This window comes from Escherichia sp. WS1265, from assembly GCF_046487585.1.
Taxonomy (GTDB): Bacteria; Pseudomonadota; Gammaproteobacteria; order Enterobacterales; family Enterobacteriaceae; genus Escherichia; species Escherichia coli.
The window spans coordinates 139233-162723 of sequence record NZ_JBJQJE010000014.1 but is presented as its reverse complement, the minus strand read 5'-3'; the positions used below and the strand labels follow the sequence as shown (position 1 = coordinate 162723).

At 49.9% G+C, this 23491-nt stretch carries 21 protein-coding genes; 13 read left to right on the top strand and 8 right to left on the bottom strand.

Annotated features, from left to right (window positions below; genetic code table 11):
* Nucleotides 1-152 precede the first annotated feature (152 nt).
* Nucleotides 153-479 carry a DUF2502 domain-containing protein YpeC gene (ypeC, locus tag ACJHX3_RS15470; RefSeq protein ID WP_000490072.1) on the bottom strand — a complete coding sequence of 109 codons (327 nt, stop codon included), beginning with the start codon at nucleotides 477-479 and terminating at the stop codon, nucleotides 153-155.
* A gap of 114 nt (nucleotides 480-593) precedes the next feature.
* Nucleotides 594-1850 carry an ion channel protein gene (locus ACJHX3_RS15465; RefSeq protein WP_000903123.1) on the bottom strand — a complete coding sequence of 419 codons (1257 nt, stop codon included), beginning with the start codon at nucleotides 1848-1850 and terminating at the stop codon, nucleotides 594-596.
* Between the two features lie 203 nt (nucleotides 1851-2053).
* Here ACJHX3_RS15465 and glk point away from each other — a divergent pair, with 203 nt between their 5' ends.
* The 6 genes from glk (at nucleotide 2054) to ptsP (ending at nucleotide 9491) form a co-directional block, all read left to right on the top strand.
* On the top strand, nucleotides 2054-3019 hold the full coding sequence (glk, locus tag ACJHX3_RS15460; protein WP_000170355.1) for a glucokinase: 966 nt from the start codon (nucleotides 2054-2056) through the stop codon (nucleotides 3017-3019).
* Between the two features lie 219 nt (nucleotides 3020-3238).
* A complete protein-coding gene (locus ACJHX3_RS15455; protein WP_000038456.1) occupies nucleotides 3239-3565 on the top strand; it encodes a PTS fructose transporter subunit IIB in 327 nt (108 codons plus the stop codon).
* 21 nt (nucleotides 3566-3586) lie between these two features.
* Entirely contained in the window at nucleotides 3587-4834 is a 1248-nt protein-coding gene (locus ACJHX3_RS15450; protein ID WP_000985320.1) for a PTS fructose transporter subunit IIC, read from the top strand.
* A gap of 14 nt (nucleotides 4835-4848) precedes the next feature.
* Nucleotides 4849-5934: an aminopeptidase gene (gene ypdF, locus ACJHX3_RS15445; protein WP_000173295.1), complete on the top strand. Its 1086-nt coding sequence runs from the start codon at nucleotides 4849-4851 to the stop codon at nucleotides 5932-5934.
* Nucleotides 5934-6971, top strand: coding sequence for an aminopeptidase (ypdE, locus tag ACJHX3_RS15440; RefSeq protein WP_000366016.1), 1038 nt, complete (start codon nucleotides 5934-5936; stop codon nucleotides 6969-6971). Before ypdF ends, ypdE begins: the two co-directional genes overlap by 1 nt.
* Before the next feature lie 24 nt (nucleotides 6972-6995).
* On the top strand, nucleotides 6996-9491 hold the full coding sequence (ptsP, locus tag ACJHX3_RS15435) for a phosphoenolpyruvate--protein phosphotransferase (protein ID WP_094321954.1): 2496 nt from the start codon (nucleotides 6996-6998) through the stop codon (nucleotides 9489-9491).
* A 2-nt stretch (nucleotides 9492-9493) separates the two neighbouring features.
* Here ptsP and ACJHX3_RS15430 read toward each other — a convergent pair whose 3' ends face one another.
* From ACJHX3_RS15430 to ypdA, 3 genes are read right to left on the bottom strand one after another with little or no spacing between them, the layout of a single operon-like run.
* The gene (locus ACJHX3_RS15430) at nucleotides 9494-10351 is read right to left on the bottom strand and encodes an AraC family transcriptional regulator (protein WP_000646844.1); all 858 of its coding nucleotides are present in this window, start codon (nucleotides 10349-10351) and stop codon (nucleotides 9494-9496) included.
* A gap of 12 nt (nucleotides 10352-10363) precedes the next feature.
* On the bottom strand, nucleotides 10364-11098 hold the full coding sequence (gene ypdB / locus ACJHX3_RS15425) for a two-component system response regulator YpdB (protein ID WP_001298580.1): 735 nt from the start codon (nucleotides 11096-11098) through the stop codon (nucleotides 10364-10366).
* A 14-nt stretch (nucleotides 11099-11112) separates the two neighbouring features.
* Nucleotides 11113-12810, bottom strand: a complete 1698-nt coding sequence (gene ypdA / locus ACJHX3_RS15420; protein WP_000544359.1) for a two-component system sensor histidine kinase YpdA — start codon at nucleotides 12808-12810, stop codon at nucleotides 11113-11115.
* A gap of 376 nt (nucleotides 12811-13186) precedes the next feature.
* Between ypdA and alaC the strand changes: the two genes are divergently transcribed.
* Entirely contained in the window at nucleotides 13187-14425 is a 1239-nt protein-coding gene (gene alaC, locus ACJHX3_RS15415) for an alanine transaminase (RefSeq protein ID WP_000785900.1), read from the top strand.
* Between the two features lie 64 nt (nucleotides 14426-14489).
* Here alaC and ypdK read toward each other — a convergent pair whose 3' ends face one another.
* Complete coding sequence (gene ypdK / locus ACJHX3_RS15410; RefSeq protein WP_010723117.1) at nucleotides 14490-14561, bottom strand: membrane protein YpdK; 72 nt, start codon at nucleotides 14559-14561, stop codon at nucleotides 14490-14492.
* Between the two features lie 355 nt (nucleotides 14562-14916).
* Nucleotides 14917-15837, bottom strand: coding sequence for a kdo(2)-lipid IV(A) palmitoleoyltransferase (gene lpxP, locus ACJHX3_RS15405; RefSeq protein WP_024041889.1), 921 nt, complete (start codon nucleotides 15835-15837; stop codon nucleotides 14917-14919).
* A 352-nt stretch (nucleotides 15838-16189) separates the two neighbouring features.
* On the opposite strand from lpxP, the gene ACJHX3_RS15400 reads away from it, so the two are divergent.
* Nucleotides 16190-16432 (top strand): YfdY family protein, encoded by a 243-nt coding sequence (locus ACJHX3_RS15400; RefSeq protein ID WP_000639883.1) that lies wholly within the window; start codon nucleotides 16190-16192, stop codon nucleotides 16430-16432.
* Between the two features lie 76 nt (nucleotides 16433-16508).
* Here ACJHX3_RS15400 and ypdI read toward each other — a convergent pair whose 3' ends face one another.
* Nucleotides 16509-16784 carry a colanic acid biosynthesis lipoprotein YpdI gene (gene ypdI / locus ACJHX3_RS15395; protein WP_094308096.1) on the bottom strand — a complete coding sequence of 92 codons (276 nt, stop codon included), beginning with the start codon at nucleotides 16782-16784 and terminating at the stop codon, nucleotides 16509-16511.
* Between the two features lie 295 nt (nucleotides 16785-17079).
* Here ypdI and ACJHX3_RS15390 point away from each other — a divergent pair, with 295 nt between their 5' ends.
* The 5 genes from ACJHX3_RS15390 (at nucleotide 17080) to yfdE (ending at nucleotide 23455) form a co-directional block, all read left to right on the top strand.
* Nucleotides 17080-17712: a YfdX family protein gene (locus ACJHX3_RS15390; protein WP_000825607.1), complete on the top strand. Its 633-nt coding sequence runs from the start codon at nucleotides 17080-17082 to the stop codon at nucleotides 17710-17712.
* Between the two features lie 512 nt (nucleotides 17713-18224).
* Nucleotides 18225-19475 carry a formyl-CoA transferase gene (gene frc, locus ACJHX3_RS15385; RefSeq protein WP_000106757.1) on the top strand — a complete coding sequence of 417 codons (1251 nt, stop codon included), beginning with the start codon at nucleotides 18225-18227 and terminating at the stop codon, nucleotides 19473-19475.
* Between the two features lie 53 nt (nucleotides 19476-19528).
* Nucleotides 19529-21223 carry an oxalyl-CoA decarboxylase gene (gene oxc, locus ACJHX3_RS15380; protein WP_001603109.1) on the top strand — a complete coding sequence of 565 codons (1695 nt, stop codon included), beginning with the start codon at nucleotides 19529-19531 and terminating at the stop codon, nucleotides 21221-21223.
* 68 nt (nucleotides 21224-21291) lie between these two features.
* Entirely contained in the window at nucleotides 21292-22236 is a 945-nt protein-coding gene (gene yfdV / locus ACJHX3_RS15375) for a transporter YfdV (RefSeq protein ID WP_000955028.1), read from the top strand.
* A 73-nt stretch (nucleotides 22237-22309) separates the two neighbouring features.
* The gene (gene yfdE / locus ACJHX3_RS15370; protein WP_024044486.1) at nucleotides 22310-23455 is read left to right on the top strand and encodes a CoA:oxalate CoA-transferase; all 1146 of its coding nucleotides are present in this window, start codon (nucleotides 22310-22312) and stop codon (nucleotides 23453-23455) included.
* The last annotated feature ends 36 nt before the right edge of the window (nucleotides 23456-23491 follow it).

Below are 23491 nucleotides of genomic sequence, written 5' to 3'. Positions count from 1 at the left end.
GCATGACCGGCCAGGTAATGATTTACAGCGGCAAGTTTTACTTCAAATGAATGTTTCATAAACTGCACCTTCAGATGTCAGATTATGTCCAACATTTGGGGTGCAGTTCAACTAGCGTCGCATCAGGCATTGTGCTCCATTGGCGAATGTGTTTAATGGCGATGTCCATGTCCGCGGCCTTTTCCACGATGATCGTCACGATCGCGCCAGCCTTCACGATAGCCACGCTCATACGCTTTACGCTTATCCCAGCCACGATGGTAGCCATTATCATGACGCCACCAGCGGTTCTTACGCCATTCATAATTGCGATGCCAGTAGTCACGGTCGCGCCAGTGACCACCGTCCCAGTAATTACCGTAATGATCGCGATCGCCAATTTGTAATTTGATTGATGGCAGTAGGGTGATTTCACCTGCGTTTGCCGCAAGCGGGGTAAATGCCATCAGGGCGGCCGCCAGAAACAGTGACCTGAACATTGTTATTCTCCTTCACGATCGAAGCCGTCAGCGGCCTGTTAACGCAATATTACGGGGAGGTAAAGCCCCGTATCATCGCCATAACTCTTAAATCATAAAGGAGAGCATTTTTTGCTAAACGTTATCGTGGGGTGGCTGTTGCTTCGGACGATTGACCATCATCATCGGCTTACCTGCTAATAACAGCCATGCCGGAAGCATGACGATACAGAGCAGCGGTAGCAATGTGGTATTGGGTACAACGACTGCCGCCATAAAAAGACTTAACCAGCCATCGCGTGTTACCACCAGCACGATGCCGAGAATAGCGCAGGAAACGGTTATTGCTGCTGGAACGGCGGGAACGTGCTCATGCAGCATCAACCCTAATGCCACGCCGACAAACACTGCCGGGAAGATTCGCCCACCGCGAAAGCCACTGGCGGCAGCAACGACCAGGGCGGCAAGTTTAATTACCGCCAGCAAAAAGTAATCGCTGGTGCTGAAAGCCTGATTTGCCACCATCTGCTGCATCTCATCCAGCCCTTTAAACAGCGAAACTGGTCCACCAATAACCCCCAGAATACCGAGAATAAATCCGCCAATACCCAGCACGAGCACCGGATTTTTCATTTGATGCATCATCGCGTGCAACCGTGGTAAGCACCATACGGCGACCATCCCTGCTGCGATGGCAATCGCCGCGACAATTGCACCGCTGAGAATATCGGTCATTTCCATTTGTCCGTAATGCGCAATGGGCAGTGAAAAATGGGGATGGAAAAATAATCCGGTAGTAAGTGCACCAGCTGCTGCCGCCATTAATGGCGCAAAAAGACGATCCCATAGCGGAACTTCACTACTGCCATTTAAGGTTTGCGAAAATATCAACGCCGCCGCAACAGGTGTGCCAAACAGCGCGCCGATGGTGCCGGCAGAGGCTAAAATAGTCCACTCCATTCGGTTGACGCGCGGTAACAGACGAGCGCCAATGGCAACCGCAAGGGCGATATTGACGGTCATGATCGGATGTTCCGGCCCCAGGCTGACGCCGCCAGCAAGACCGAGAATTAATGCTACGATAAGTCCAGGTAGCGCAGAGGGCGGAACCGGTGCGCCGATCAGCGGTTCACAGGCGGGGTCTGGTCCAGCATGCCCCTGGCTGAAACGGATAACCAACCCCACCGCAATACCTGTTAGCGTTAATATGGCGATGATCCAGAAAGGTGAATCCTGAGCTATCCCCAGAGTTCCCGGCAGTCGTTGCCAGAGCAAATTCTGTAATACCGAGGCGATTTTCATCACCACAATCAGAATAAGACTGGACGCAATCCCAATTGCCACGGCGGGGAGCGATAATAACAACATGGTTCTGGCTCGCGGATGGAGCATGTTCTATTCCTTATGCGGGGTCAGATACTTAGTTTGCCCAGCTTGCAAAAAGGCATCGCTGCAATTGGTGCTGAAACGATAAAGTAATTGTGTGACCCAGATCGATATTTACAGGGAGCCTGCCTTTCCGGCGTTGTTGTTATGCCCCCAGGTATTTACAGTGTGAGAAAGAATTATTTTGACTTTAGCGGAGCAGTTGAAGAATGACAAAGTATGCATTAGTCGGTGATGTGGGCGGCACCAACGCACGTCTTGCTCTGTGTGATATTGCCAGTGGTGAAATCTCGCAGGCTAAGACCTATTCAGGGCTTGATTACCCCAGCCTCGAAGCGGTCATTCGCGTTTATCTTGAAGAACATAAGGTCGAGGTGAAAGACGGCTGTATTGCCATTGCTTGCCCAATTACCGGTGACTGGGTGGCAATGACCAACCATACCTGGGCGTTCTCAATTGCCGAAATGAAAAAGAATCTCGGTTTTAGCCATCTGGAAATTATTAACGATTTTACCGCTGTATCGATGGCGATCCCGATGCTGAAAAAAGAGCATCTGATTCAGTTTGGTGGCGCAGAACCGGTCGAAGGTAAGCCTATTGCGGTTTACGGTGCCGGAACGGGGCTTGGGGTTGCGCATCTGGTCCATGTCGATAAGCGTTGGGTAAGCTTGCCAGGCGAAGGCGGTCACGTTGATTTTGCGCCGAATAGTGAAGAAGAGGGCATTATCCTCGAAATACTGCGTGCAGAAATTGGTCATGTTTCGGCAGAGCGCGTGCTTTCTGGTCCTGGGCTGGTGAATTTGTATCGCGCGATTGTGAAAGCCGACAACCGCCTGCCAGAAAATCTCAAGCCAAAAGATATTACCGAACGTGCGCTGGCTGACAGCTGCACCGATTGCCGCCGCGCGTTGTCGCTGTTTTGCGTCATTATGGGCCGTTTTGGCGGCAATCTGGCGCTCAATCTCGGGACATTTGGCGGCGTGTTTATTGCGGGTGGTATCGTGCCGCGCTTCCTTGAGTTCTTCAAAGCCTCTGGTTTCCGTGCCGCATTTGAAGATAAAGGGCGCTTTAAAGAATATGTCCATGATATTCCGGTGTATCTCATCGTCCATGACAATCCGGGTCTTCTCGGTTCCGGTGCACATTTACGCCAGACCTTAGGTCACATTCTGTAAATCCTTCCTGTTATATCGGGAGGTAACTCTCCCGATAATCTTTTAAATCATACAGTTAATTCAATTTTTCTTTGTGTCCTCCTCACAAGGCCGACCTGCGTCACACTTCCGTACAGCGGGATTAATTCTCCAGTAAATGCATTATTTGTCTGGTAACGGCGATTTGTTTTGCACGTTCATAATTTCACTCGTCAACTATCACTGAACGAGGAATTAACGATGAGTAAGAAACTGATTGCTTTATGTGCCTGCCCGATGGGTCTGGCTCACACCTTTATGGCAGCCCAGGCGCTGGAAGAAGCGGCGGTGGAAGCAGGCTATGAAGTGAAAATTGAAACTCAGGGCGCGGACGGCATCCAGAATCGCCTGACCGCGCAGGATATCGCCGAAGCGACCATCATCATCCACTCCGTGGCGGTTACCCCGGAAGATAACGAACGTTTCGAATCACGCGACGTTTATGAAATCACTTTGCAGGACGCAATTAAAAACGCTGCGGGCATCATCAAAGAAATCGAAGAGATGATTGCCTCTGAACAACAGTAATATTCGACAGGGATAATTGTTATGGCCATTAAAAAACGCAGTGCAACCGTTGTGCCTGGCGCATCCGGTGCGGCAGCGGCAGTTAAGAATCCGCAGGCCTCTAAAAGCAGCTTCTGGGGTGAACTCCCGCAGCATGTGATGTCAGGGATTTCACGCATGGTGCCGACCTTAATTATGGGTGGTGTGATCCTCGCTTTCAGCCAGCTGATTGCTTATAGCTGGCTTAAAATTCCTGCTGATATCGGCATCATGGATGCTCTTAATAGCGGGAAATTCTCCGGTTTCGACCTTTCCTTACTGAAATTTGCCTGGCTGTCGCAATCCTTCGGCGGCGTGTTGTTTGGTTTCGCCATTCCGATGTTTGCTGCATTTGTGGCGAACTCTATCGGTGGCAAACTGGCGTTCCCGGCTGGTTTTATCGGCGGCTTGATGTCTACCCAGCCGACGCAACTGCTGAACTTCGATCCCAGCACGATGCAATGGGCGACCTCTTCGCCGGTGCCGTCCACCTTCATTGGTGCCCTGATTATTTCTATCGTTGCGGGTTACCTTGTGAAGTGGATGAACCAGAAAATCCAGTTACCGGATTTCCTGTTAGCGTTCAAAACCACATTTTTGCTACCGATTCTTTCCGCCATTTTTGTCATGCTGGCGATGTACTACGTCATCACCCCCTTTGGTGGCTGGATCAACGGCGGTATTCGTGCCGTGCTGACTGCTGCAGGTGAGAAGGGCGCGCTAATGTATGCGATGGGGATCGCCGCGGCGACAGCAATCGACCTTGGTGGCCCGATCAACAAAGCCGCAGGTTTCGTTGCCTTCAGCTTTACCACGGACCACGTATTACCGGTCACCGCACGTTCCATCGCTATTGTTATTCCGCCGATTGGTCTGGGTCTGGCGACCATTATTGACCGTCGTTTAACCGGCAAACGCCTGTTCAACGCTCAGCTTTATCCGCAGGGTAAAACCGCCATGTTCCTTGCCTTTATGGGGATCAGTGAAGGTGCGATTCCGTTTGCACTGGAAAGTCCCATCACCGCCATTCCGTCCTATATGGTTGGCGCGATTGTCGGCTCAACCGCTGCAGTCTGGCTGGGCGCAGTGCAATGGTTCCCGGAATCCGCTATCTGGGCATGGCCACTGGTCACTAACCTCGGCGTCTACATGGCGGGGATCGCGCTGGGGGCAGTCATTACTGCGCTGATGGTGGTGTTCCTGCGTCTGATGATGTTCCGTAAAGGCAAATTGTTAATCGATAGCCTGTAAGAAGGACAATCCTGATGACATTACTCGCTTCGCTGCGCGACTGGCTTAAGGCGCAACAACTGGATGCGGTGCTTCTCTCCTCACGGCAGAACAAACAGCCGCATCTGGGGATCTCCACCGGATCAGGCTATGTGGTGATTAGCCGTGTAAGTGCGCACATTCTGGTGGATTCGCGCTACTACGCGGATGTAGAAGCCCGCACGCAAGGCTACCAGCTGCATTTGCTTGACGCGACGAACACGCTTACCACTATCGTCAATCAAATCATTGCCGATGAGCAGTTGCAAACGCTCGGTTTTGAAGGCCAGCAGGTGAGTTGGGAAACCGCGCACCGCTGGCAGTCTGAACTCAATGCGAAACTGGTTAGCGCCACGCCGGATGTGCTGCGGCAAATCAAAACGCCAGAGGAGGTGGAGAAAATCCGCCTCGCCTGTGGGATTGCCGATCGCGGTGCTGAGCATATTCGCCGCTTTATTCAGGCGGGGATGAGCGAGCGCGAGATAGCCGCTGAACTGGAGTGGTTTATGCGCCAGCAGGGCGCAGAAAAAGCCTCTTTCGATACCATTGTCGCCAGCGGCTGGCGTGGCGCGCTGCCGCACGGTAAAGCCAGCGACAAGATTGTTGCAGCGGGCGAGTTTGTCACTCTTGATTTTGGTGCGCTGTATCAGGGCTACTGCTCTGATATGACGCGCACCTTGCTGGTGAATGGCGAAGGGGTAAGTGCCGAATCCCACCCGCTGTTTAACGTCTATCAGATTGTCCTGCAAGCACAGCTCGCAGCAATCTCTGCAATTCGCCCCGGCGTGCGCTGCCAGCAGGTTGACGACGCCGCGCGCCGGGTCATTACAGAAGCAGGTTATGGCGACTATTTCGGTCATAACACCGGTCACGCTATCGGCATTGAAGTCCATGAAGATCCGCGTTTTTCACCGCGGGACACCACGACGCTACAGCCAGGCATGTTGCTGACCGTGGAGCCGGGGATTTATTTGCCAGGGCAAGGGGGCGTGCGCATCGAAGATGTTGTGCTGGTTACCCCGCAAGGAGCAGAAGTGCTCTACGCCATGCCGAAAACAGTGTTGCTCACGGGAGAGGCATAATGGATTTATCGCTATTAAAAGCGTTGAGCGAGGCAGATGCGATCGCCTCCTCGGAACAGGAAGTACGGCAGATCCTGCTGGAAGAAGCGGATCGCCTGCAAAAAGAAGTGCGATTTGATGGGCTGGGATCGGTGCTGATCCGACTCAATGAGTCGACAGGTCCGAAGGTGATGATCTGTGCGCATATGGATGAAGTGGGATTTATGGTGCGCAGCATCTCCCGCGAAGGGGCTATTGACGTGCTGCCGGTTGGCAATGTGCGCATGGCTGCCCGCCAGCTGCAGCCGGTGCGCATCACCACCCGTGAAGAGTGCAAAATTCCAGGCCTGCTTGACGACGACCGGCAGGGGAATGATGTTAGCGCCATGCGCGTGGACATTGGCGCGCGCTCGTATGACGAAGTGATGCAGGCGGGAATTCGTCCAGGCGATCGCGTCACCTTCGATACCACTTTTCAGGTTCTACCCCACCAGCGAGTGATGGGGAAAGCCTTTGATGACCGCCTCGGTTGCTATCTGCTGGTGACGTTACTACGTGAGCTGCATGATGCCGAACTGCCTGCGGAAGTGTGGCTGGTGGCCAGCTCCAGCGAAGAGGTGGGATTACGCGGCGGGCAAACTGCCACCCGCGCGGTGTCGCCGGATGTCGCCATTGTGCTTGATACCGCCTGCTGGGCGAAAAACTTTGATTATGGCGCGGCTAACCATCGTCAGATTGGTAACGGCCCGATGCTGGTGTTAAGCGATAAATCGCTGATTGCGCCGCCAAAACTTACCGCGTGGATTGAAACCGTGGCGGCAGAAATTGGCGTGCCGTTGCAGGCGGATATGTTCAGCAACGGTGGCACGGACGGTGGGGCGGTGCACTTAACCGGCACTGGCGTACCCACAGTGGTGATGGGGCCTGCCACCCGCCACGGACATTGCGCGGCATCGATTGCCGATTGTCGCGACATTTTGCAGATGCAGCAACTTTTATCTGCCCTTATTCAACGTCTTACGCGTGAGACGGTTGTTCAACTGACGGATTTCAGATGATCTCCTGATTAACCCGGAGCGGTTATGCTAACGATTCAATTTCTCTGTCCTCTGCCTAACGGTCTGCATGCTCGTCCGGCGTGGGAACTTAAAGAACAGTGCAGCCAGTGGCAAAGCGAAATCACCTTCATCAACCATCGCCAGAACGCAAAGGCAGATGCGAAAAGCTCGCTGGCGCTGATTGGCACCGGCACCCTATTTAATGACAGTTGCAGCCTGAACATTAGCGGCAGCGATGAAGAGCAGGCGCGGCGCGTGCTGGAAGAGTACATCCAGGTGCGCTTTATCGACAGCGACAGCGTCCAGCCAACGCAGGTAGAACTGACGGCGCATCCGCTGCCGCGTTCATTAAGCCGTCTGAATCCTGATTTACTGTACGGCAATGTGCTGGCAAGCGGCGTCGGCGTGGGTACGCTGACCTTGTTACAGAGCGACAGCCTCGACAGTTATCGGGCAATCCCGGCCAGTGCGCAAGACTCCACCCGGCTGGAGCACAGCCTGGCAACGCTTGCCGAGCAACTGAACCAGCAACTGCGCGAGCGTGACGGCGAAAGCAAAACTATCCTCAGCGCCCATTTGTCGCTGATCCAGGATGATGAATTTGCAGGCAATATCCTTCGCCTGATGGCAGAACAGCATCAGGGGCTGGGGGCGGCGATCATCAGCAATATGGAGCAGGTTTGCGCCAAACTTTCTGCTTCTGCCAGTGATTATCTGCGCGAACGTGTTAGCGACATTCGCGATATCAGCGAACAGTTGCTGCATATCTCCTGGCCGGAACTGAAGCCGCGCAACAAGCTGGTGCTGGAAAAACCGACTATTCTGGTGGCCGAGGATTTAACCCCAAGCCAGTTTTTGAGCCTCGATTTAAAAAATCTTGCGGGCATGATTCTGGAGAAAACCGGGCGCACCTCGCATACACTGATTCTGGCCCGTGCCTCGGCGATCCCGGTACTGAGCGGCCTGCCGCTGGATGCCATTGCGCGCTATGCCGGGCAACCGGCAGTGCTTGACGCCCAGTGCGGCGTGCTGGCGATTAACCCGAATGACGCGGTGAGCGGTTATTATCAGGTCGCGCAGACGCTGGCGGATAAACGCCAAAAACAACAGGCGCAGGCTGCCGCGCAGCTGGCCTATTCCCGTGATAACAAGCGTATTGATATCGCGGCGAATATTGGCACCGCTCTGGAAGCGCCTGGCGCGTTTGCCAACGGCGCGGAAGGCGTCGGGCTGTTCCGTACCGAAATGCTCTATATGGATCGCGACAGCGCGCCGGACGAGCAGGAGCAATTTGAAGCCTACCAGCAGGTGCTACTGGCCGCGGGCGACAGGCCGATTATCTTCCGCACAATGGACATCGGCGGCGATAAAAGCATTCCTTACCTCAACATTCCCCAGGAAGAGAACCCGTTCCTCGGCTATCGCGCGGTACGTATTTACCCGGAATTTGCTGGCCTGTTCCGCACTCAACTGCGGGCTATTTTGCGTGCCGCCAGTTTCGGCAACGCCCAGCTGATGATCCCGATGGTTCACAGCCTCGATCAGATCTTATGGGTGAAGGGTGAGATCCAAAAAGCGATCGTTGAGCTTAAACGCGATGGTCTGCGTCATGCAGAGACGATTACGCTGGGTATCATGGTGGAAGTGCCGTCGGTGTGCTACATCATCGACCACTTCTGCGATGAGGTCGATTTCTTCAGTATCGGTTCTAACGATATGACCCAGTATCTGTATGCGGTCGATCGTAATAACCCGCGCGTATCGCCGCTGTATAACCCGATTACGCCATCGTTCCTGCGCATGTTGCAGCAGATTGTTACCACTGCGCATCAGCGCGGCAAATGGGTAGGCATTTGCGGTGAACTGGGCGGTGAAAGTCGTTATCTGCCGCTACTGCTTGGGCTGGGCCTGGATGAGCTGAGTATGAGTAGCCCGCGCATTCCGGCGGTGAAAAGCCAGCTTCGTCAACTGGATAGCGAGGCGTGTCGGGAACTGGCACGTCAGGCGTGTGAATGTCGCAGCGCGCAGGAAATTGAAGCGTTACTCACCGCGTTTACGCCGGAAGAAGACGTTCGCCTGCTGCTGGCGCTGGAGAATATCTTCGTTGATCAGGCCTTTAGCAATAAAGAGCAGGCGATCCAGTTCCTGTGCGGTAACCTCGGCGTTAACGGGCGCACTGAACATCCGTTCGAGCTGGAAGAGGATGTCTGGCAGCGGGAAGAGATTGTTACCACCGGCGTTGGTTTTGGCGTAGCGATCCCGCACACCAAATCTCAGTGGATCCGTCATTCCAGTATCAGCATTGCCCGGCTGGTGAAACCGGTTGACTGGCAGTCAGAAATGGGCGAAGTCGAACTGGTGATCATGCTGACGCTGGGTGCTAACGAAGGGATGAACCATGTGAAAGTCTTCTCGCAGCTGGCGCGTAAACTGGTGAATAAAAACTTCCGCCAGTCGTTGTTTGCCGCGCAAGATGCACAAAGCATCCTGACGCTGCTGGAAACAGAATTAACCTTCTGACGTTAGCCCTGAAAACGGGCGCTGTACTCTCCCGGCGTCAGACCAAACTGACGCCGGAAAACGCGACAAAAATAGTCGCTATCCGGAAAGCCGCAACGCTGCGCCACTTCATGAATTGACAGATGATATTTCTGCAAAATCATCCTCGCCTTCGCCATTCGCACCCAACGCACATACTCGATAAAACGCATCGTTCCATGCTGAGCAAACAGTTTTGACAGATGATTGGGCGTGATATTAAAAAACTGCGCCACGCTCTCGCGGGTGAGCGGCTGGGCATAATTATCCTGAACCCAGTTACAAATGCTGTGGTAGAGAAAATCGCCGCGCGGTTGCGAATTGCCCGGTGGCATGTTGACCACGTTGCGGCAAAGATGCAGCAAACTTAACACCAGTGGCTGAATGATATTCTGCTCCAGCGGCGAACGGCTAAGATGGGTGAGGGCGGTAAGCATCGCTTCACCTTCACCGCGTTGCAGGCTGGGAAGCTGGATCTGGCGAGCTGGATGCAACAACGACGTGGTGCGGCTATCGTAAAACGATAACCCAAGCCAGGTCGGTGCGAACACCAGGCTTAACAGCATCACCGGTTTGTTGTTGATCGGTAAATTAGCCGCGCGCGCTGGAATAAACAGCATTTCTCCTTCAACCATACGTTGCTGCTTTGCTTCCAGCAGATTGCCGTATTCGCCGCGCAGCACGATATCCAGACGGGGAAAATCAATACATAAACTGCCCACCGGTAACGAGGCAGGCTGGCTGGCAAACCAGACGCGCCCCAGTAGTTGCGGGTTAAGCACCAGGCCGCTGAACAGATCGGCGAAAAATTGTTGATCGGCGGGCAAGCCTGGTGCTTTCATGAAAGTTCCCGATTAAAGATGCATTAACTGGCGGAATTCTTTAACTTTGCTGCGGCTGACCGGCACTTCAAAATCCAGATCTTTCAGCCGCAGAATATAGGTGTTATTAAACCACGGTTCGATCTCGCGGATTTTGTTCAGATTGACACAAAATGAGCGATGGCAGCGGAAAAAATGCGATGGCGGCAGCTTGCTGCAAAACTCGGTAATGTTCATCGGCATTACGTAGGATTCACGCCGCGTATAGACAAAGGTCATTTTCTCGTGCGCTTCGGCGTAATAGATATCGTTAATTGGCGTGACGATGATTCGCTCATCTTTCACCAGATTAATGGTGTCATTCTCACGCGTTACCGTCGTGGCAGGCGTACTGCTGGTCTGCTGTTGTTGCCAGGCCGCTTCCAGTTTTTGCAGCATCCCGGTAATGCGTGACTCCTGATACGGTTTGAGAATGTAGTCAAACGCCTCCAGTTCAAACGCTTCTACCGCATGTTCTTTCCATGCGGTGATGAACACAATAAACGGTTTATGGGCGAACTGGCTGATGTTTTGCGCCAGCAACACGCCATCCAGCGACGGAATATTGATATCCAGAAAAATGGCGTCGACGCGGTTATGCTGCAAAAACTTCAACACGTCCAGACCGTCGTCAAAGGTGCCGACAATCTCCATCTGGCTGTGCTCTTTAATTAGCCAGCTCAGTTCCTGTTGTGCCAGGAATTCGTCTTCAACAATGATGACTTTCACAATATCACTCCGGCTCAAAGCAATAACGTAGCCTGTGAGGCGACTGGGGTGCGTTGGTTAGGAATGTAAAACGCAATTTCCGTTCCTGGCTCCAGGCGGCGGATATGCAGCCCCTCGCCATACAATAACTTCACGCGATGATGGACATTCAGCAGACCAATTTTATTGCCCGGCATTTCGTTCGCTTCGACCCGCTCAATCACCTTTGGATCGATGCCGTGCCCGGTATCTCGCACCGCAATGCGTACCCGATTACCGCACTCAGCAACGCTGATGGTGACAACGCCTTTACCTTTGCAAGGCTGGATACCGTGGACAATGGCGTTTTCCACCAACGGCTGGATCAGCAGGCTGGGAATGCAGCAATTCACCTCTTCATCAATATCATAGATAACCGTCAGCTTGTCGCCAAAGCGGGCCTGCTCAATGGCAATATAGTCTTTAATTTGATACAGCTCTTTTTTGATATCGATTTGCTCATCGTCTTTTAATTCAATGTTATAGCGCAGATAGCGCGATAAATTAAAGATCAGCTGGCGAGCAGTATCCGGATTCAGACGGATTGACGATGAAATAGCGTTCAAAGCGTTAAACAGGAAATGGGGATTAATTTTGCTTTGCAGGGCGCGAAGCTCTGCCTTATTTGCCATTTCACGCAGCTGCTCGGCGCGCGAAACCTCCAGTTGGGTGGAGATGATTTGCGACAGACCGACCGCCATTTCCTGTAATGACGAGGTGATCTGATGCGCGTGGCAGTAGTAAATTTTCAGCGTTCCGGTCACAACGCCTTTCTCCCACAATGGGATCACCAGCATGGAATGAATCTCTGGTGTGCGGTGGGCTTCATCATTGTTTTTAATGATGATTTTTCCGTAATTCATCGCCTGTCGGGTAGTCGGGCTAATGAAGTCATCGCCATTCTGATAGTTGTGTTCGCCCACGCCGACATAGGCCAGCACATGATCGGTATTAGTAATCGCCACCGCATCGGCGTGAATATCATCGCGGATAATTTCGCAGACCTTGCGTAATGACTCGCTATTGACATGGCGAAACAGCGGCAGCGTTTTGTTGGCGATATCCAGCGCCAGCTTGGCCTGCCGCGCGGCGCTGGCCTCTTTTTCGCCCTCAACGCTTTGCACCAGCAGCACAATAAAGCCGATACAGACGCTGCCGAGGATCATCGGAATGCCGATTTTAGAGACGATATCGATCCCCAACGCGGTAGTTGGTGCCCAGACAATCACCAGAATCATGGTCAACGTTTCACACAACATGCCGCCGAGAATACCGACGCGCCAGCGCTGTGCTTTGGGGATTTTCAGGTTGATCCAGCCCGATATACAACCCGCCAGAATGCTGGTGATAAAGCAGGGGATCGCCGTCACGCCGCCGATATCAATTAAATACCGGTGAATACCCGCAATCACGCCGGTAATGATGCCTACCCACGGGCCAAACAGAATCCCGCCTGACATTACCGCGATAATACGAACGTTCACCAGCGAGCCTTCTACGGGAACGCCGGACCAGGTGCTGAACAGGGCAAACAACGAGAAAATGGCGGTAACGGCGAGCAGCTCTTTCGGTGAGTGTGCCGACTTGTGCAACAGTTCGCGAAACAGGCGGATACGGATGAGAAAGAACAGGCAGATAAGCATTAACGCTGCCCGATCGAAGACCGCCAGCAGCATGTTGAATATTTCGTGCACGGGTGACTCTGAATAAGGATTAAACCTCTATGATAGGTAACCTGAAGGCTGATGACCAGCAGGCCGTTTTTGAGGAAAAACCACAATTTTAAAAGGGGATTGAAAGATAAATGGTGTATTAGCAATGCATCTCTTGATAATGCACATCTGCTTGGTAAATTTATTGAAATTATAATGTTAATAAAATGAGTGGTAATTTTCTTGTTAGCGCAGATAAATTTCCTGTTTTTGAAGTGGAGTTCCTCATTTAAAGCCATTGATAAAAATGTTCTAAAACGCTGGACAGACAGAAATTAATCAGGCTATTTTCAAAACAGCCACCATCGTGGCAGCGTCGCTCGGACGGTCCGGGCGCTAACGTTAATCTGAGGAAATTATGGCTGACACTCGCCTTGAACGTCGCTTTACGCGCATTGATCGTCTCCCGCCCTACGTTTTTAATATTACCGCTGAACTGAAAATGGCTGCGCGTCGGCGCGGCGAAGATATTATCGATTTCAGTATGGGTAACCCGGACGGTGCGACTCCGCCGCATATCGTCGAAAAATTATGTACGGTGGCCCAGCGACCGGACACGCATGGTTACTCTACTTCACGCGGCATTCCGCGGTTACGTCGCGCCATTTCCCGCTGGTATCAGGATCGCTACGACGTCGAGATCGACCCGGAATCAGAAGCCATCGTCACCATTGGTTCGAAAGAGGGACTGGCGCATCTGATGCTGGCGACGCTGGATCATGGTGACACTGTACTGGTGCCTAATCCAAGCTACCCGATTCATATTTACGGCGCGGTGATTGCCGGGGCGCAGGTACGCTCAGTGCCGCTGGTGGAAGGTGTCGATTTCTTCAACGAACTGGAACGCGCCATTCGCGAAAGTTATCCGAAACCGAAGATGATGATCCTCGGCTTCCCGTCGAATCCAACCGCGCAATGCGTGGAGCTGGAGTTCTTCGAAAAGGTTGTGGCGCTGGCGAAACGCTACGATGTGCTGGTGGTCCATGACCTGGCCTATGCCGATATCGTCTACGATGGCTGGAAAGCGCCGTCAATCATGCAGGTGCCGGGTGCACGCGATGTGGCGGTCGAGTTCTTTACGCTGTCGAAAAGCTACAACATGGCGGGCTGGCGTATCGGCTTTATGGTTGGCAACAAAACGCTGGTCAGCGCGCTGGCACGTATTAAAAGCTATCACGATTACGGCACCTTTACGCCGTTGCAGGTGGCAGCGATTGCGGCGCTGGAGGGCGATCAACAGTGCGTGCGCGACATTGCTGAACAGTACAAACGCCGCCGTGATGTACTGGTAAAAGGGCTGCATGAAGCGGGCTGGATGGTCGAAATGCCGAAGGCTTCGATGTATGTCTGGGCGAAAATCCCGGAACCGTATGCTGCCATGGGCTCGCTGGAATTTGCCAAGAAGCTGCTGAACGAAGCGAAGGTCTGTGTCTCTCCGGGGATTGGCTTTGGCGACTACGGCGACACGCATGTTCGTTTTGCACTGATTGAAAACCGCGACCGTATTCGTCAGGCGATTCGTGGAATTAAAGCGATGTTCCGTGCCGACGGTTTACTACCCGCCAGCAGCAAACATATTCACGAAAACGCGGAATAAACACCATCGCCAGAAATGCAAACAGGAGCCAGATGGCTCCTGTTTTTCATTGCACAGTTTGCTTTTAGATCATCAGGGCAAAAGTACCGGCCCAAACGATGACCATAAAAGAAATGCCCATAAAGAAATATTTCACTTTACATCTCTCCGCGTAATTACTGTTACGCCTGAATGACTTCATTACACCTGATACAGTGAGTTGACACCGGGCAAAACAACCTTAAAAGTCCTGTATTTTACCGTGGGCATCACCCCAGAATTCTGAGCTAAACTGCTCCAGACGGCGCTAATGTACGCCTAAAACTAAAACGAGACAAGAGGCATTTTCTTATTTACTTTTAGTAACTTACAGGTGTCTCATATCGGCGACAGTTTAATTTCTGACGGTAATAATTAGAGATTCAGCGAAGGAAAAAACCTTAAGAAAAAAGCCATAAAAACCATGAGGTTATTATGGCTGATTTGAGGAGGGAAAGAGTAAGAGCAGTTTGTTAAATGTATAGCGACGATTCTCCCACCGGGCGCGTTTTAAAGCGACGGTGGATCCAGAGGTACTGCTCCGGTGCGCGCATGATCTCTTTTTCGATAATCTTGTTCATATAGGCAGCGGCTTGATTTTCATCTGCCGGGTAGCCTTCCATCTCTGGGGTGATGTACAAACGATATCCGCTGTAATCCGCTTTTCTTACCATCGTTACGGTTAACATGGCTGCGCCAGAGAGACGTGAAAGGACATACGTACCATTGGTTGTGGCAACATTTTCCACCGCAAAGAACGGCGCGAAGGAGCTGCCTTTACGACCATAATCCTGATCGGGAGCAAACCATACCGCTTCACCTTTCTTCAGTGCACTAACAATGCCGCGCAGATTATTTCTGCCGATCATCGCTTTGTTAGAGCGCATGCGCCCACGGGTCTGCACCCATTCCATCAGCTGATTATTATGTGGACGATAGGTAGCCATCATTGGTTGACACAGTCCCATCACGCGGCCGCCCAGTTCCAGCGACATAAAATGGACGCCGACAACCATTACGCCGCGATTTTGCATTTGTGCGCGTTTAAGGTTATCCAGCCCTTCAACATCAAACCATTTGCGTACGCGACTGTCGGGCCAGAACCACGCCATGCCGGTTTCTACCAGCGCCATGCCGAGTGAACGAAAGTTTTCGGCGATCATCTTCTCGCGCTCTTCAGCAGAATGCTGCGGGAAACAAAGTTCCAGGTTTTTACGGGCGATAGATTCACGCCGTTTCAGGAATGGTCGCGCCATTGCGCCAATACGCGTGCCGAGAAAGCAGAGAACAGGATAAGGAAGCTGTACCCAAAGCCAGAGTACACCAAGCCCAAACCATGTGAGCCAGTAGCGAGGATGCAGAAACTCGCGGGAAAATTTGCATTTTGGAAACATAGTTACCTTCTGTAGATACGAATTGTTGTATCGCAGAAGATTCCATGTCGACAGCGGTACACTCAATTGGTTGGGCCATCATGTACGACAATGGTTCCTGTAAAGAGTGTAAAGACTAGTCAGGACATAACCACGAGGAGCATGAATGCGGTATCTGTACTTTATCACTGGCTGACTGCTTTCAGCTACTGATTATTAATCGTGCAAAGTAAATATTTTTCCGTACGCAACAGTCTTGCATTTAACATGCTGTTTTCATTGATGCTTAGCAAAAATTGCCAGAGGTTAAGGATTGTCTTACTATTAAAGTGACTGAAGTTACAGGTTTTTTAGCGCGGCAGGAGGTTGAGCTATGATTTATTTATGGATGTTTCTCGCCCTGTGTATTGTCTGCGTAAGCGGATACATCGGTCAGGTACTGAACGTGGTCTCGGCGGTCTCTTCTTTCTTCGGCATGGTGATCCTCGCTGCACTCATTTACTACTTCACCATGTGGTTAACAGGCGGTAATGAACTAGTGACGGGGATATTTATGTTTCTTGCCCCGGCTTGTGGCTTGATGATTCGCTTTATGGTGGGGTATGGCAGGCGGTAGTAGTTCAGGATGGATCATTTGGGCAGGTGCTCACATCATCAACAGATATGATTGTTCACCTGCCATGTGACAGACGCTATCGCACAGGATGAATAAGATAATTCGCCTTTGTCGGAAAAGGGGGCGTGATGTCTTCTGTGAGATTTAATGGTGGCGCATCTTCTCTCATCTTAAACAAAATCGCCTGTGATGGCTGAAGTTTTGTAGAATGAGTTGTCGTCATCACTGACGTTTTTTCTGTCTCTTTATAGTTCGTCTCACTTCCACCACCAGAAATGGAAAATGCAAAAACATTGCATGCCATAATAGAGACCAATAAAAATAAGCTAAAAAGCATTAAGTTTACTTTCATAGAAAGTTATCCTGAGAATGGCTCACTGAGAACCTACGATGTTATGGCTGTATTTACATTTAATTAATCAGTATTTACATCGATATAATAAATGACATCTCTTTGTGGTATATAAGAATAGTTCTCTGCGACAGGAAGCATATTCCTACAATTGTAAGACTAAAATACTTCTTGCGATAATAACTACAACTGTAAGATAACCCTTTCAAAATGACCGTTGCTCTCTGATTTCTCATTTCATGCTCACCCAATATGATGGCGGCGTTTTCTAAAACTGTTAAAGAATGAGGTAAGTATGAAACGTTTAATTATGGCTACGATGGTCACAGCAATTCTGGCATCTTCAACTGTATGGGCGGCTGATAATGCACCGGTAGCGGCACAACAGCAAACTCAGCAAGTTCAGCAAACCCAGAAAACGGCAGCAGCAGAGCGTATCTCTGAACAAGGTTTATATGCGATGCGTGACGTGCAGGTAGCGCGCCTGGCTCTGTTTCATGGCGATCCGGAAAAGGCAAAAGAACTGACCAATGAAGCTTCAGCTTTGTTGTCAGATGACAGTACCGAATGGGCAAAGTTCGCTAAGCCAGGTAAAAAAACCAATGTCAATGATGACCAATATATTGTCATTAATGCATCTATCGGAATTTCTGAGAGTTATGTAGCGACACCCGAAAAAGAAGCCGCGATAAAAATTGCCAACGAAAAAATGGCGAAAGGGGATAAAAAGGGCGCAATGGAAGAGCTTCGCCTGGCCGGTGTTGGCGTAATGGAAAACCAATATCTGATGCCGCTCAAACAGACTCGTAATGCACTTGCTGATGCGCAGAAACTGCTTGATAAAAAGCAATACTACGAGGCAAACCTGGCGCTTAAAGGTGCGGAAGATGGAATCATCGTCGATAGCGAAGCACTGTTTGTGAACTAACGCTGACAGGCAGTATATTGAGGTAAAGGATTTAACTCCCTCCAGCCGACAATTTTTTATGACCACAATACGACAGGTTGTGGTCATAAAATTATTTGGCGCTCGCGGTTCTATAAAGTCGCATTTTATATTCTTCAAAGTAAACCGCAATAATCCCGTGTCATCATAAATCATTTATTATGTTATGTTTTATGGTACGCTTTAAAAAGCGTAATCATACCCTTACTTGTACATCACCGGCGCTTCTTACAGTTGTAAGAATAACATCACAAATGTCGCGGCTCTCTCTGATTACCGCGAACCAATATTTATCATATTCTTCTTTTCGTCCTCACTACTTACCATGCAGAAAGGAATTGGAAGTGGCGATGAAATGATTATCAGCACTTGATACAGGAATTTAAAAATATCGAGTGCAGCTACGACGATATTTTGCGGATTATTTATAGAGAGCATTATGCCTTAAATAAACGCTAAATTAATATATATTTAATTAACTAATAGGTATTGCTATGTCAACTCCACTTCAAGGAATTAAAGTTCTCGATTTCACCGGTGTGCAATCTGGCCCATCTTGTACTCAGATGCTGGCCTGGTTTGGCGCTGACGTCATTAAAATTGAACGTCCCGGCGTTGGTGACGTAACGCGTCACCAGCTGCGAGATATTCCTGATATCGATGCGCTTTACTTCACCATGCTTAACAGTAACAAACGTTCTATTGAATTAAATACCAAAACAGCGGAAGGCAAAGAGGTAATGGAAAAGCTGATCCGCGAAGCTGATATCTTAGTCGAGAACTTTCATCCAGGGGCCATTGATCACATGGGCTTCACCTGGGAGCATATTCAAGAAATCAATCCACGTTTGATTTTTGGTTCGATCAAAGGGTTTGATGAGTGTTCGCCTTATGTGAATGTAAAAGCCTATGAAAACGTTGCTCAGGCAGCGGGTGGTGCGGCATCCACTACAGGTTTTTGGGACGGCCCGCCGCTGGTAAGCGCTGCAGCGTTGGGTGACAGCAACACCGGAATGCATTTGCTGATCGGTTTACTTGCTGCTTTGCTGCATCGCGAAAAAACGGGGCGTGGTCAACGAGTTACCATGTCAATGCAGGATGCCGTATTGAACCTTTGCCGCGTGAAATTACGCGACCAGCAGCGTCTCGATAAATTGGGTTATCTGGAAGAATACCCGCAGTATCCGAATGGCACATTTGGTGATGCAGTTCCCCGCGGAGGTAATGCGGGTGGTGGCGGTCAGCCTGGCTGGATCCTGAAATGTAAAGGCTGGGAAACCGATCCTAACGCCTATATTTATTTCACTATTCAGGAGCAAAACTGGGAAAACACCTGTAAAGCCATCGGCAAACCAGATTGGATTACCGATCCGGCATACAGTACAGCCCATGCCCGACAGCCACATATTTTCGATATTTTTGCTGAAATCGAAAAATACACTGTCACTATTGATAAACATGAAGCGGTGGCCTATTTGACTCAGTTTGATATTCCTTGCGCACCGGTTTTAAGTATGAAAGAAATTTCACTTGATCCCTCTTTGCGCCAAAGTGGCAGTGTCGTCGAAGTGGAACAACCGTTGCGTGGAAAATATCTGACAGTTGGTTGTCCAATGAAATTCTCTGCCTTTACGCCGGATATTAAAGCTGCGCCGCTATTAGGTGAACATACCGCTGCTGTATTGCAGGAGCTGGGTTATAGCGACGATGAAATTGCTGCAATGAAGCAAAACCACGCCATCTGATATTAACGGGGGCTTCTGGCTCCCAATTTATAAAAATTTCGAGGTTATTAATCATGTCAGATCAACTTCAAATGACAGATGGTATGCATATCATCGTTGAAGCATTAAAACAGAATGATATTGACACTATTTATGGTGTTGTAGGTATTCCTGTGACGGATATGGCGCGCCATGCCCAGGCGGAAGGCATTCGTTATATTGGTTTTCGTCATGAGCAGTCGGCAGGCTATGCCGCTGCGGCAAGCGGTTTTCTTACCCAAAAACCGGGGATCTGCCTGACAGTTTCTGCGCCAGGATTCCTCAATGGTTTGACCGCATTGGCCAATGCAACGGTAAATGGTTTTCCGATGATCATGATTAGCGGCTCCAGCGACCGCGCGATCGTCGATCTCCAGCAAGGTGATTATGAAGAGCTGGACCAAATGAATGCGGCAAAACCGTATGCCAAAGCGGCGTTTCGCGTTAATCAGCCGCAGGATCTTGGCATTGCATTGGCACGCGCTATCCGGGTCTCAGTATCGGGTCGCCCTGGCGGAGTTTATCTTGATTTGCCAGCAAATGTCCTGGCCGCGACGATGGAAAAAGACGAAGCGTTAACCACGATTGTTAAAGTTGAAAATCCGTCGCCAGCATTATTGCCATGCCCGAAGTCAGTCACTAGCGCAATTTCGCTTTTAGCAAAAGCTGAACGACCATTAATTATCCTTGGCAAAGGCGCGGCGTATTCACAAGCTGATGAACAGCTTCGTGAATTTATTGAAAGTGCCCAGATTCCATTCCTGCCAATGTCTATGGCGAAAGGGATCCTGGAAGATACGCATCCACTTTCTGCGGCAGCTGCGCGTTCGTTTGCCCTGGCAAATGCTGACGTTGTCATGCTTGTTGGTGCACGACTGAATTGGTTACTGGCACACGGTAAAAAAGGATGGGCGGCAGATACACAGTTTATTCAACTGGATATTGAACCGCAGGAAATTGACAGCAACCGCCCCATTGCTGTGCCAGTCGTTGGCGATATTGCATCCAGTATGCAAGGTATGCTGGCAGAACTGAAACAAAACACATTTACGACTCCACTGGTATGGCGCGATATTTTAAATATCCACAAGCAGCAAAATGCACAAAAAATGCATGAAAAATTAAGTACAGATACTCAACCATTAAATTACTTTAATGCATTAAGTGCTGTGCGCGATGTATTGCGCGAGAACCAGGATATTTATTTAGTTAATGAAGGTGCAAATACCCTGGATAATGCACGAAATATTATTGATATGTATAAACCACGTCGCCGTCTGGATTGTGGTACCTGGGGTGTCATGGGCATCGGTATGGGCTATGCCATCGGTGCTAGCGTGACCTCTGGTTCTCCGGTTGTCGCCATTGAAGGTGATAGTGCTTTTGGTTTCAGTGGGATGGAGATTGAAACGATTTGTCGATATAACCTGCCGGTGACGATCGTTATTTTTAATAATGGCGGCATCTACAGAGGAGACGGTGTTGATCTCAGTGGCGCTGGTGCACCATCACCAACGGATCTGTTGCACCATGCAAGGTATGACAAATTAATGGATGCGTTTCGTGGCGTTGGCTATAACGTCACTACGACAGATGAACTTCGTCATGCTTTAACCACCGGTATTCAGTCGCGCAAACCGACCATTATTAATGTGGTCATCGACCCAGCAGCAGGAACTGAAAGTGGCCATATTACCAAACTTAACCCAAAACAAGTCGCTGGTAATTAAATACTGACATCGTCTCCTCTTGCCAACTCATTATCGATGGTGAGGGGACCCTTATCGGAAATACTATTATGCTAACATTTTTTATTGGCGATTTATTGCCTATTATCGTAATCATGCTGTTGGGTTATTTTAGCGGCAGACGAGAAACTTTTTCAGAAGATCAAGCCCGGGCATTTAATAAACTGGTATTAAACTACGCTCTTCCCGCGGCTCTATTTGTATCTATTACCCGGGCAAACAGGGAAATGATTTTTGCGGACACTCGTCTGACCCTTGTATCACTTGTGGTTATTGTCGGATGTTTCTTTTTCTCCTGGTTCGGTTGCTACAAATTTTTTAAACGTACTCATGCAGAAGCAGCAGTATGTGCATTAATTGCAGGTTCACCTACCATTGGATTCCTGGGATTTGCAGTTCTCGATCCTATTTATGGTGATTCCGTATCAACAGGTTTAGTTGTAGCAATTATTTCTATTATTGTTAACGCAATTACTATTCCTATTGGTCTGTATTTGCTGAATCCCTCCTCAGGAGCGGATGGTAAGAAGAATAGTAATCTGAGCGCATTAATTTCTGCGGCAAAGGAGCCAGTAGTATGGGCACCTGTTCTGGCAACGATCCTGGTGTTGGTTGGGGTAAAAATTCCGGCAGCATGGGACCCAACCTTTAATCTGATTGCGAAGGCTAACTCAGGGGTAGCGGTATTCGCTGCGGGGTTGACTCTGGCTGCACATAAATTCGAGTTCAGTGCCGAAATTGCTTATAACACCTTCCTGAAGCTGATTCTGATGCCACTGGCGCTGCTTCTCGTTGGTATGGCATGTCATTTGAACAGCGAACATTTGCAGATGATGGTACTGGCAGGCGCCTTACCGCCGGCATTCTCCGGAATCATTATTGCCAGCCGGTTTAATGTCTACACCCGCACTGGTACAGCATCATTGGCTGTGAGCGTACTGGGCTTTGTCGTCACGGCTCCCTTGTGGATTTATGTCAGTCGACTGGTTTCATAATTAATCATGTTATTGATTTTACATAAATGCCGAAGTGTCTTTTCACCTTCGGCTTTTTTCAAGGCATAAGCAAATGACAAATAATGAATGCAAAGGGCCGTTTGAAGGCTTATTAGTTATCGATATGACACATGTCCTTAATGGACCTTTCGGAACTCAACTTCTTTGTAATATGGGCGCAAGGGTAATTAAAGTTGAGCCGCCGGGTCATGGTGATGATACCCGCACATTTGGTCCCTATGTGGATGGGCAGTCACTCTATTACAGTTTTATTAATCATGGCAAAGAGAGTGTGGTTCTTGATTTAAAGAATGCTCACGATAAAAGTATATTTATAAATATGCTTAAACAAGCTGATGTATTAGCTGAGAATTTTCGCCCAGGTACAATGGAAAAACTGGGGTTTTCATGGGAAACGCTACAAGAAATCAACCCGCGCCTCATCTATGCTTCATCGTCAGGTTTCGGACATACCGGCCCGCTAAAAGATGCTCCTGCCTACGATACCATTATTCAGGCAATGAGCGGGATAATGATGGAAACGGGATACCCTGATGCTCCGCCAGTGCGCGTGGGTACCTCTCTTGCGGATTTATGTGGCGGTGTCTATTTATTCAGTGGAATAGTGAGTGCACTTTATGGCCGCGAAAAGAGCCAACGAGGGGCGCATGTCGATATAGCGATGTTTGATGCCACGCTGAGTTTTCTGGAGCACGGACTGATGGCATATATCGCGACTGGGAAGTCACCACAACGTCTGGGAAATCGTCACCCCTACATGGCACCTTTTGATGTTTTCGATACTCAGGATAAGCCGATTACGATTTGTTGTGGTAATGACAAGCTTTTTTCTGCGTTATGTCAGGCACTGGATCTGACGGAGCTGGTTGATGATCCCCGATTTATCAGCAATATTTTACGCGTACAAAACCAGGCTATTCTTAAACAATATATTGAGCGGACGTTAAAAACACAGGCAGCTGAAGTTTGGTTAGCCAGAATACATGAAGTTGGTGTACCCGTAGCGCCGTTATTAAGTGTGGCTGAGGCCATTAATTTGCCACAAACTCAGGCGAGAAATATGTTGATTGAAGCCGGGGGAATAATGATGCCGGGTAATCCGATAAAAATCAGCGGCTGCGCGGACCCGCATGTTATGCCGGGAGCGGCAACGCTCGACCAGCATGGGGAACAAATTCGCCAGGAATTCTCATCGTAAATTAAGATGTGCTGGTAAATAGCTCCCACATTTGAA

Bases quoted from the DNA above. Each gene is read 5' to 3' on its own strand.
- yfdV (WP_000955028.1), top strand. From the start codon at position 21,292: ATGCTAACATTTTTTATTGGCGATTTATTGCCTATTATCGTAATCATG.
- ACJHX3_RS15465 (WP_000903123.1), bottom strand. From the start codon at position 1,850: ATGCTCCATCCGCGAGCCAGAACCATGTTGTTATTATCGCTCCCCGCC.
- frc (WP_000106757.1), top strand. From the start codon at position 18,225: ATGTCAACTCCACTTCAAGGAATTAAAGTTCTCGATTTCACCGGTGTG.
- ypdI (WP_094308096.1), bottom strand. From the start codon at position 16,784: ATGAAAGTAAACTTAATGCTTTTTAGCTTATTTTTATTGGTCTCTATT.
- ACJHX3_RS15455 (WP_000038456.1), top strand. From the start codon at position 3,239: ATGAGTAAGAAACTGATTGCTTTATGTGCCTGCCCGATGGGTCTGGCT.
- ACJHX3_RS15430 (WP_000646844.1), bottom strand. From the start codon at position 10,351: ATGAAAGCACCAGGCTTGCCCGCCGATCAACAATTTTTCGCCGATCTG.
- ptsP (WP_094321954.1), top strand. From the start codon at position 6,996: ATGCTAACGATTCAATTTCTCTGTCCTCTGCCTAACGGTCTGCATGCT.
- ACJHX3_RS15390 (WP_000825607.1), top strand. From the start codon at position 17,080: ATGAAACGTTTAATTATGGCTACGATGGTCACAGCAATTCTGGCATCT.
- oxc (WP_001603109.1), top strand. From the start codon at position 19,529: ATGTCAGATCAACTTCAAATGACAGATGGTATGCATATCATCGTTGAA.
- ACJHX3_RS15400 (WP_000639883.1), top strand. From the start codon at position 16,190: ATGATTTATTTATGGATGTTTCTCGCCCTGTGTATTGTCTGCGTAAGC.
- ypdE (WP_000366016.1), top strand. From the start codon at position 5,934: ATGGATTTATCGCTATTAAAAGCGTTGAGCGAGGCAGATGCGATCGCC.
- ACJHX3_RS15450 (WP_000985320.1), top strand. From the start codon at position 3,587: ATGGCCATTAAAAAACGCAGTGCAACCGTTGTGCCTGGCGCATCCGGT.
- lpxP (WP_024041889.1), bottom strand. From the start codon at position 15,837: ATGTTTCCAAAATGCAAATTTTCCCGCGAGTTTCTGCATCCTCGCTAC.
- alaC (WP_000785900.1), top strand. From the start codon at position 13,187: ATGGCTGACACTCGCCTTGAACGTCGCTTTACGCGCATTGATCGTCTC.
- ypdF (WP_000173295.1), top strand. From the start codon at position 4,849: ATGACATTACTCGCTTCGCTGCGCGACTGGCTTAAGGCGCAACAACTG.
- glk (WP_000170355.1), top strand. From the start codon at position 2,054: ATGACAAAGTATGCATTAGTCGGTGATGTGGGCGGCACCAACGCACGT.
- yfdE (WP_024044486.1), top strand. From the start codon at position 22,310: ATGACAAATAATGAATGCAAAGGGCCGTTTGAAGGCTTATTAGTTATC.
- ypeC (WP_000490072.1), bottom strand. From the start codon at position 479: ATGTTCAGGTCACTGTTTCTGGCGGCCGCCCTGATGGCATTTACCCCG.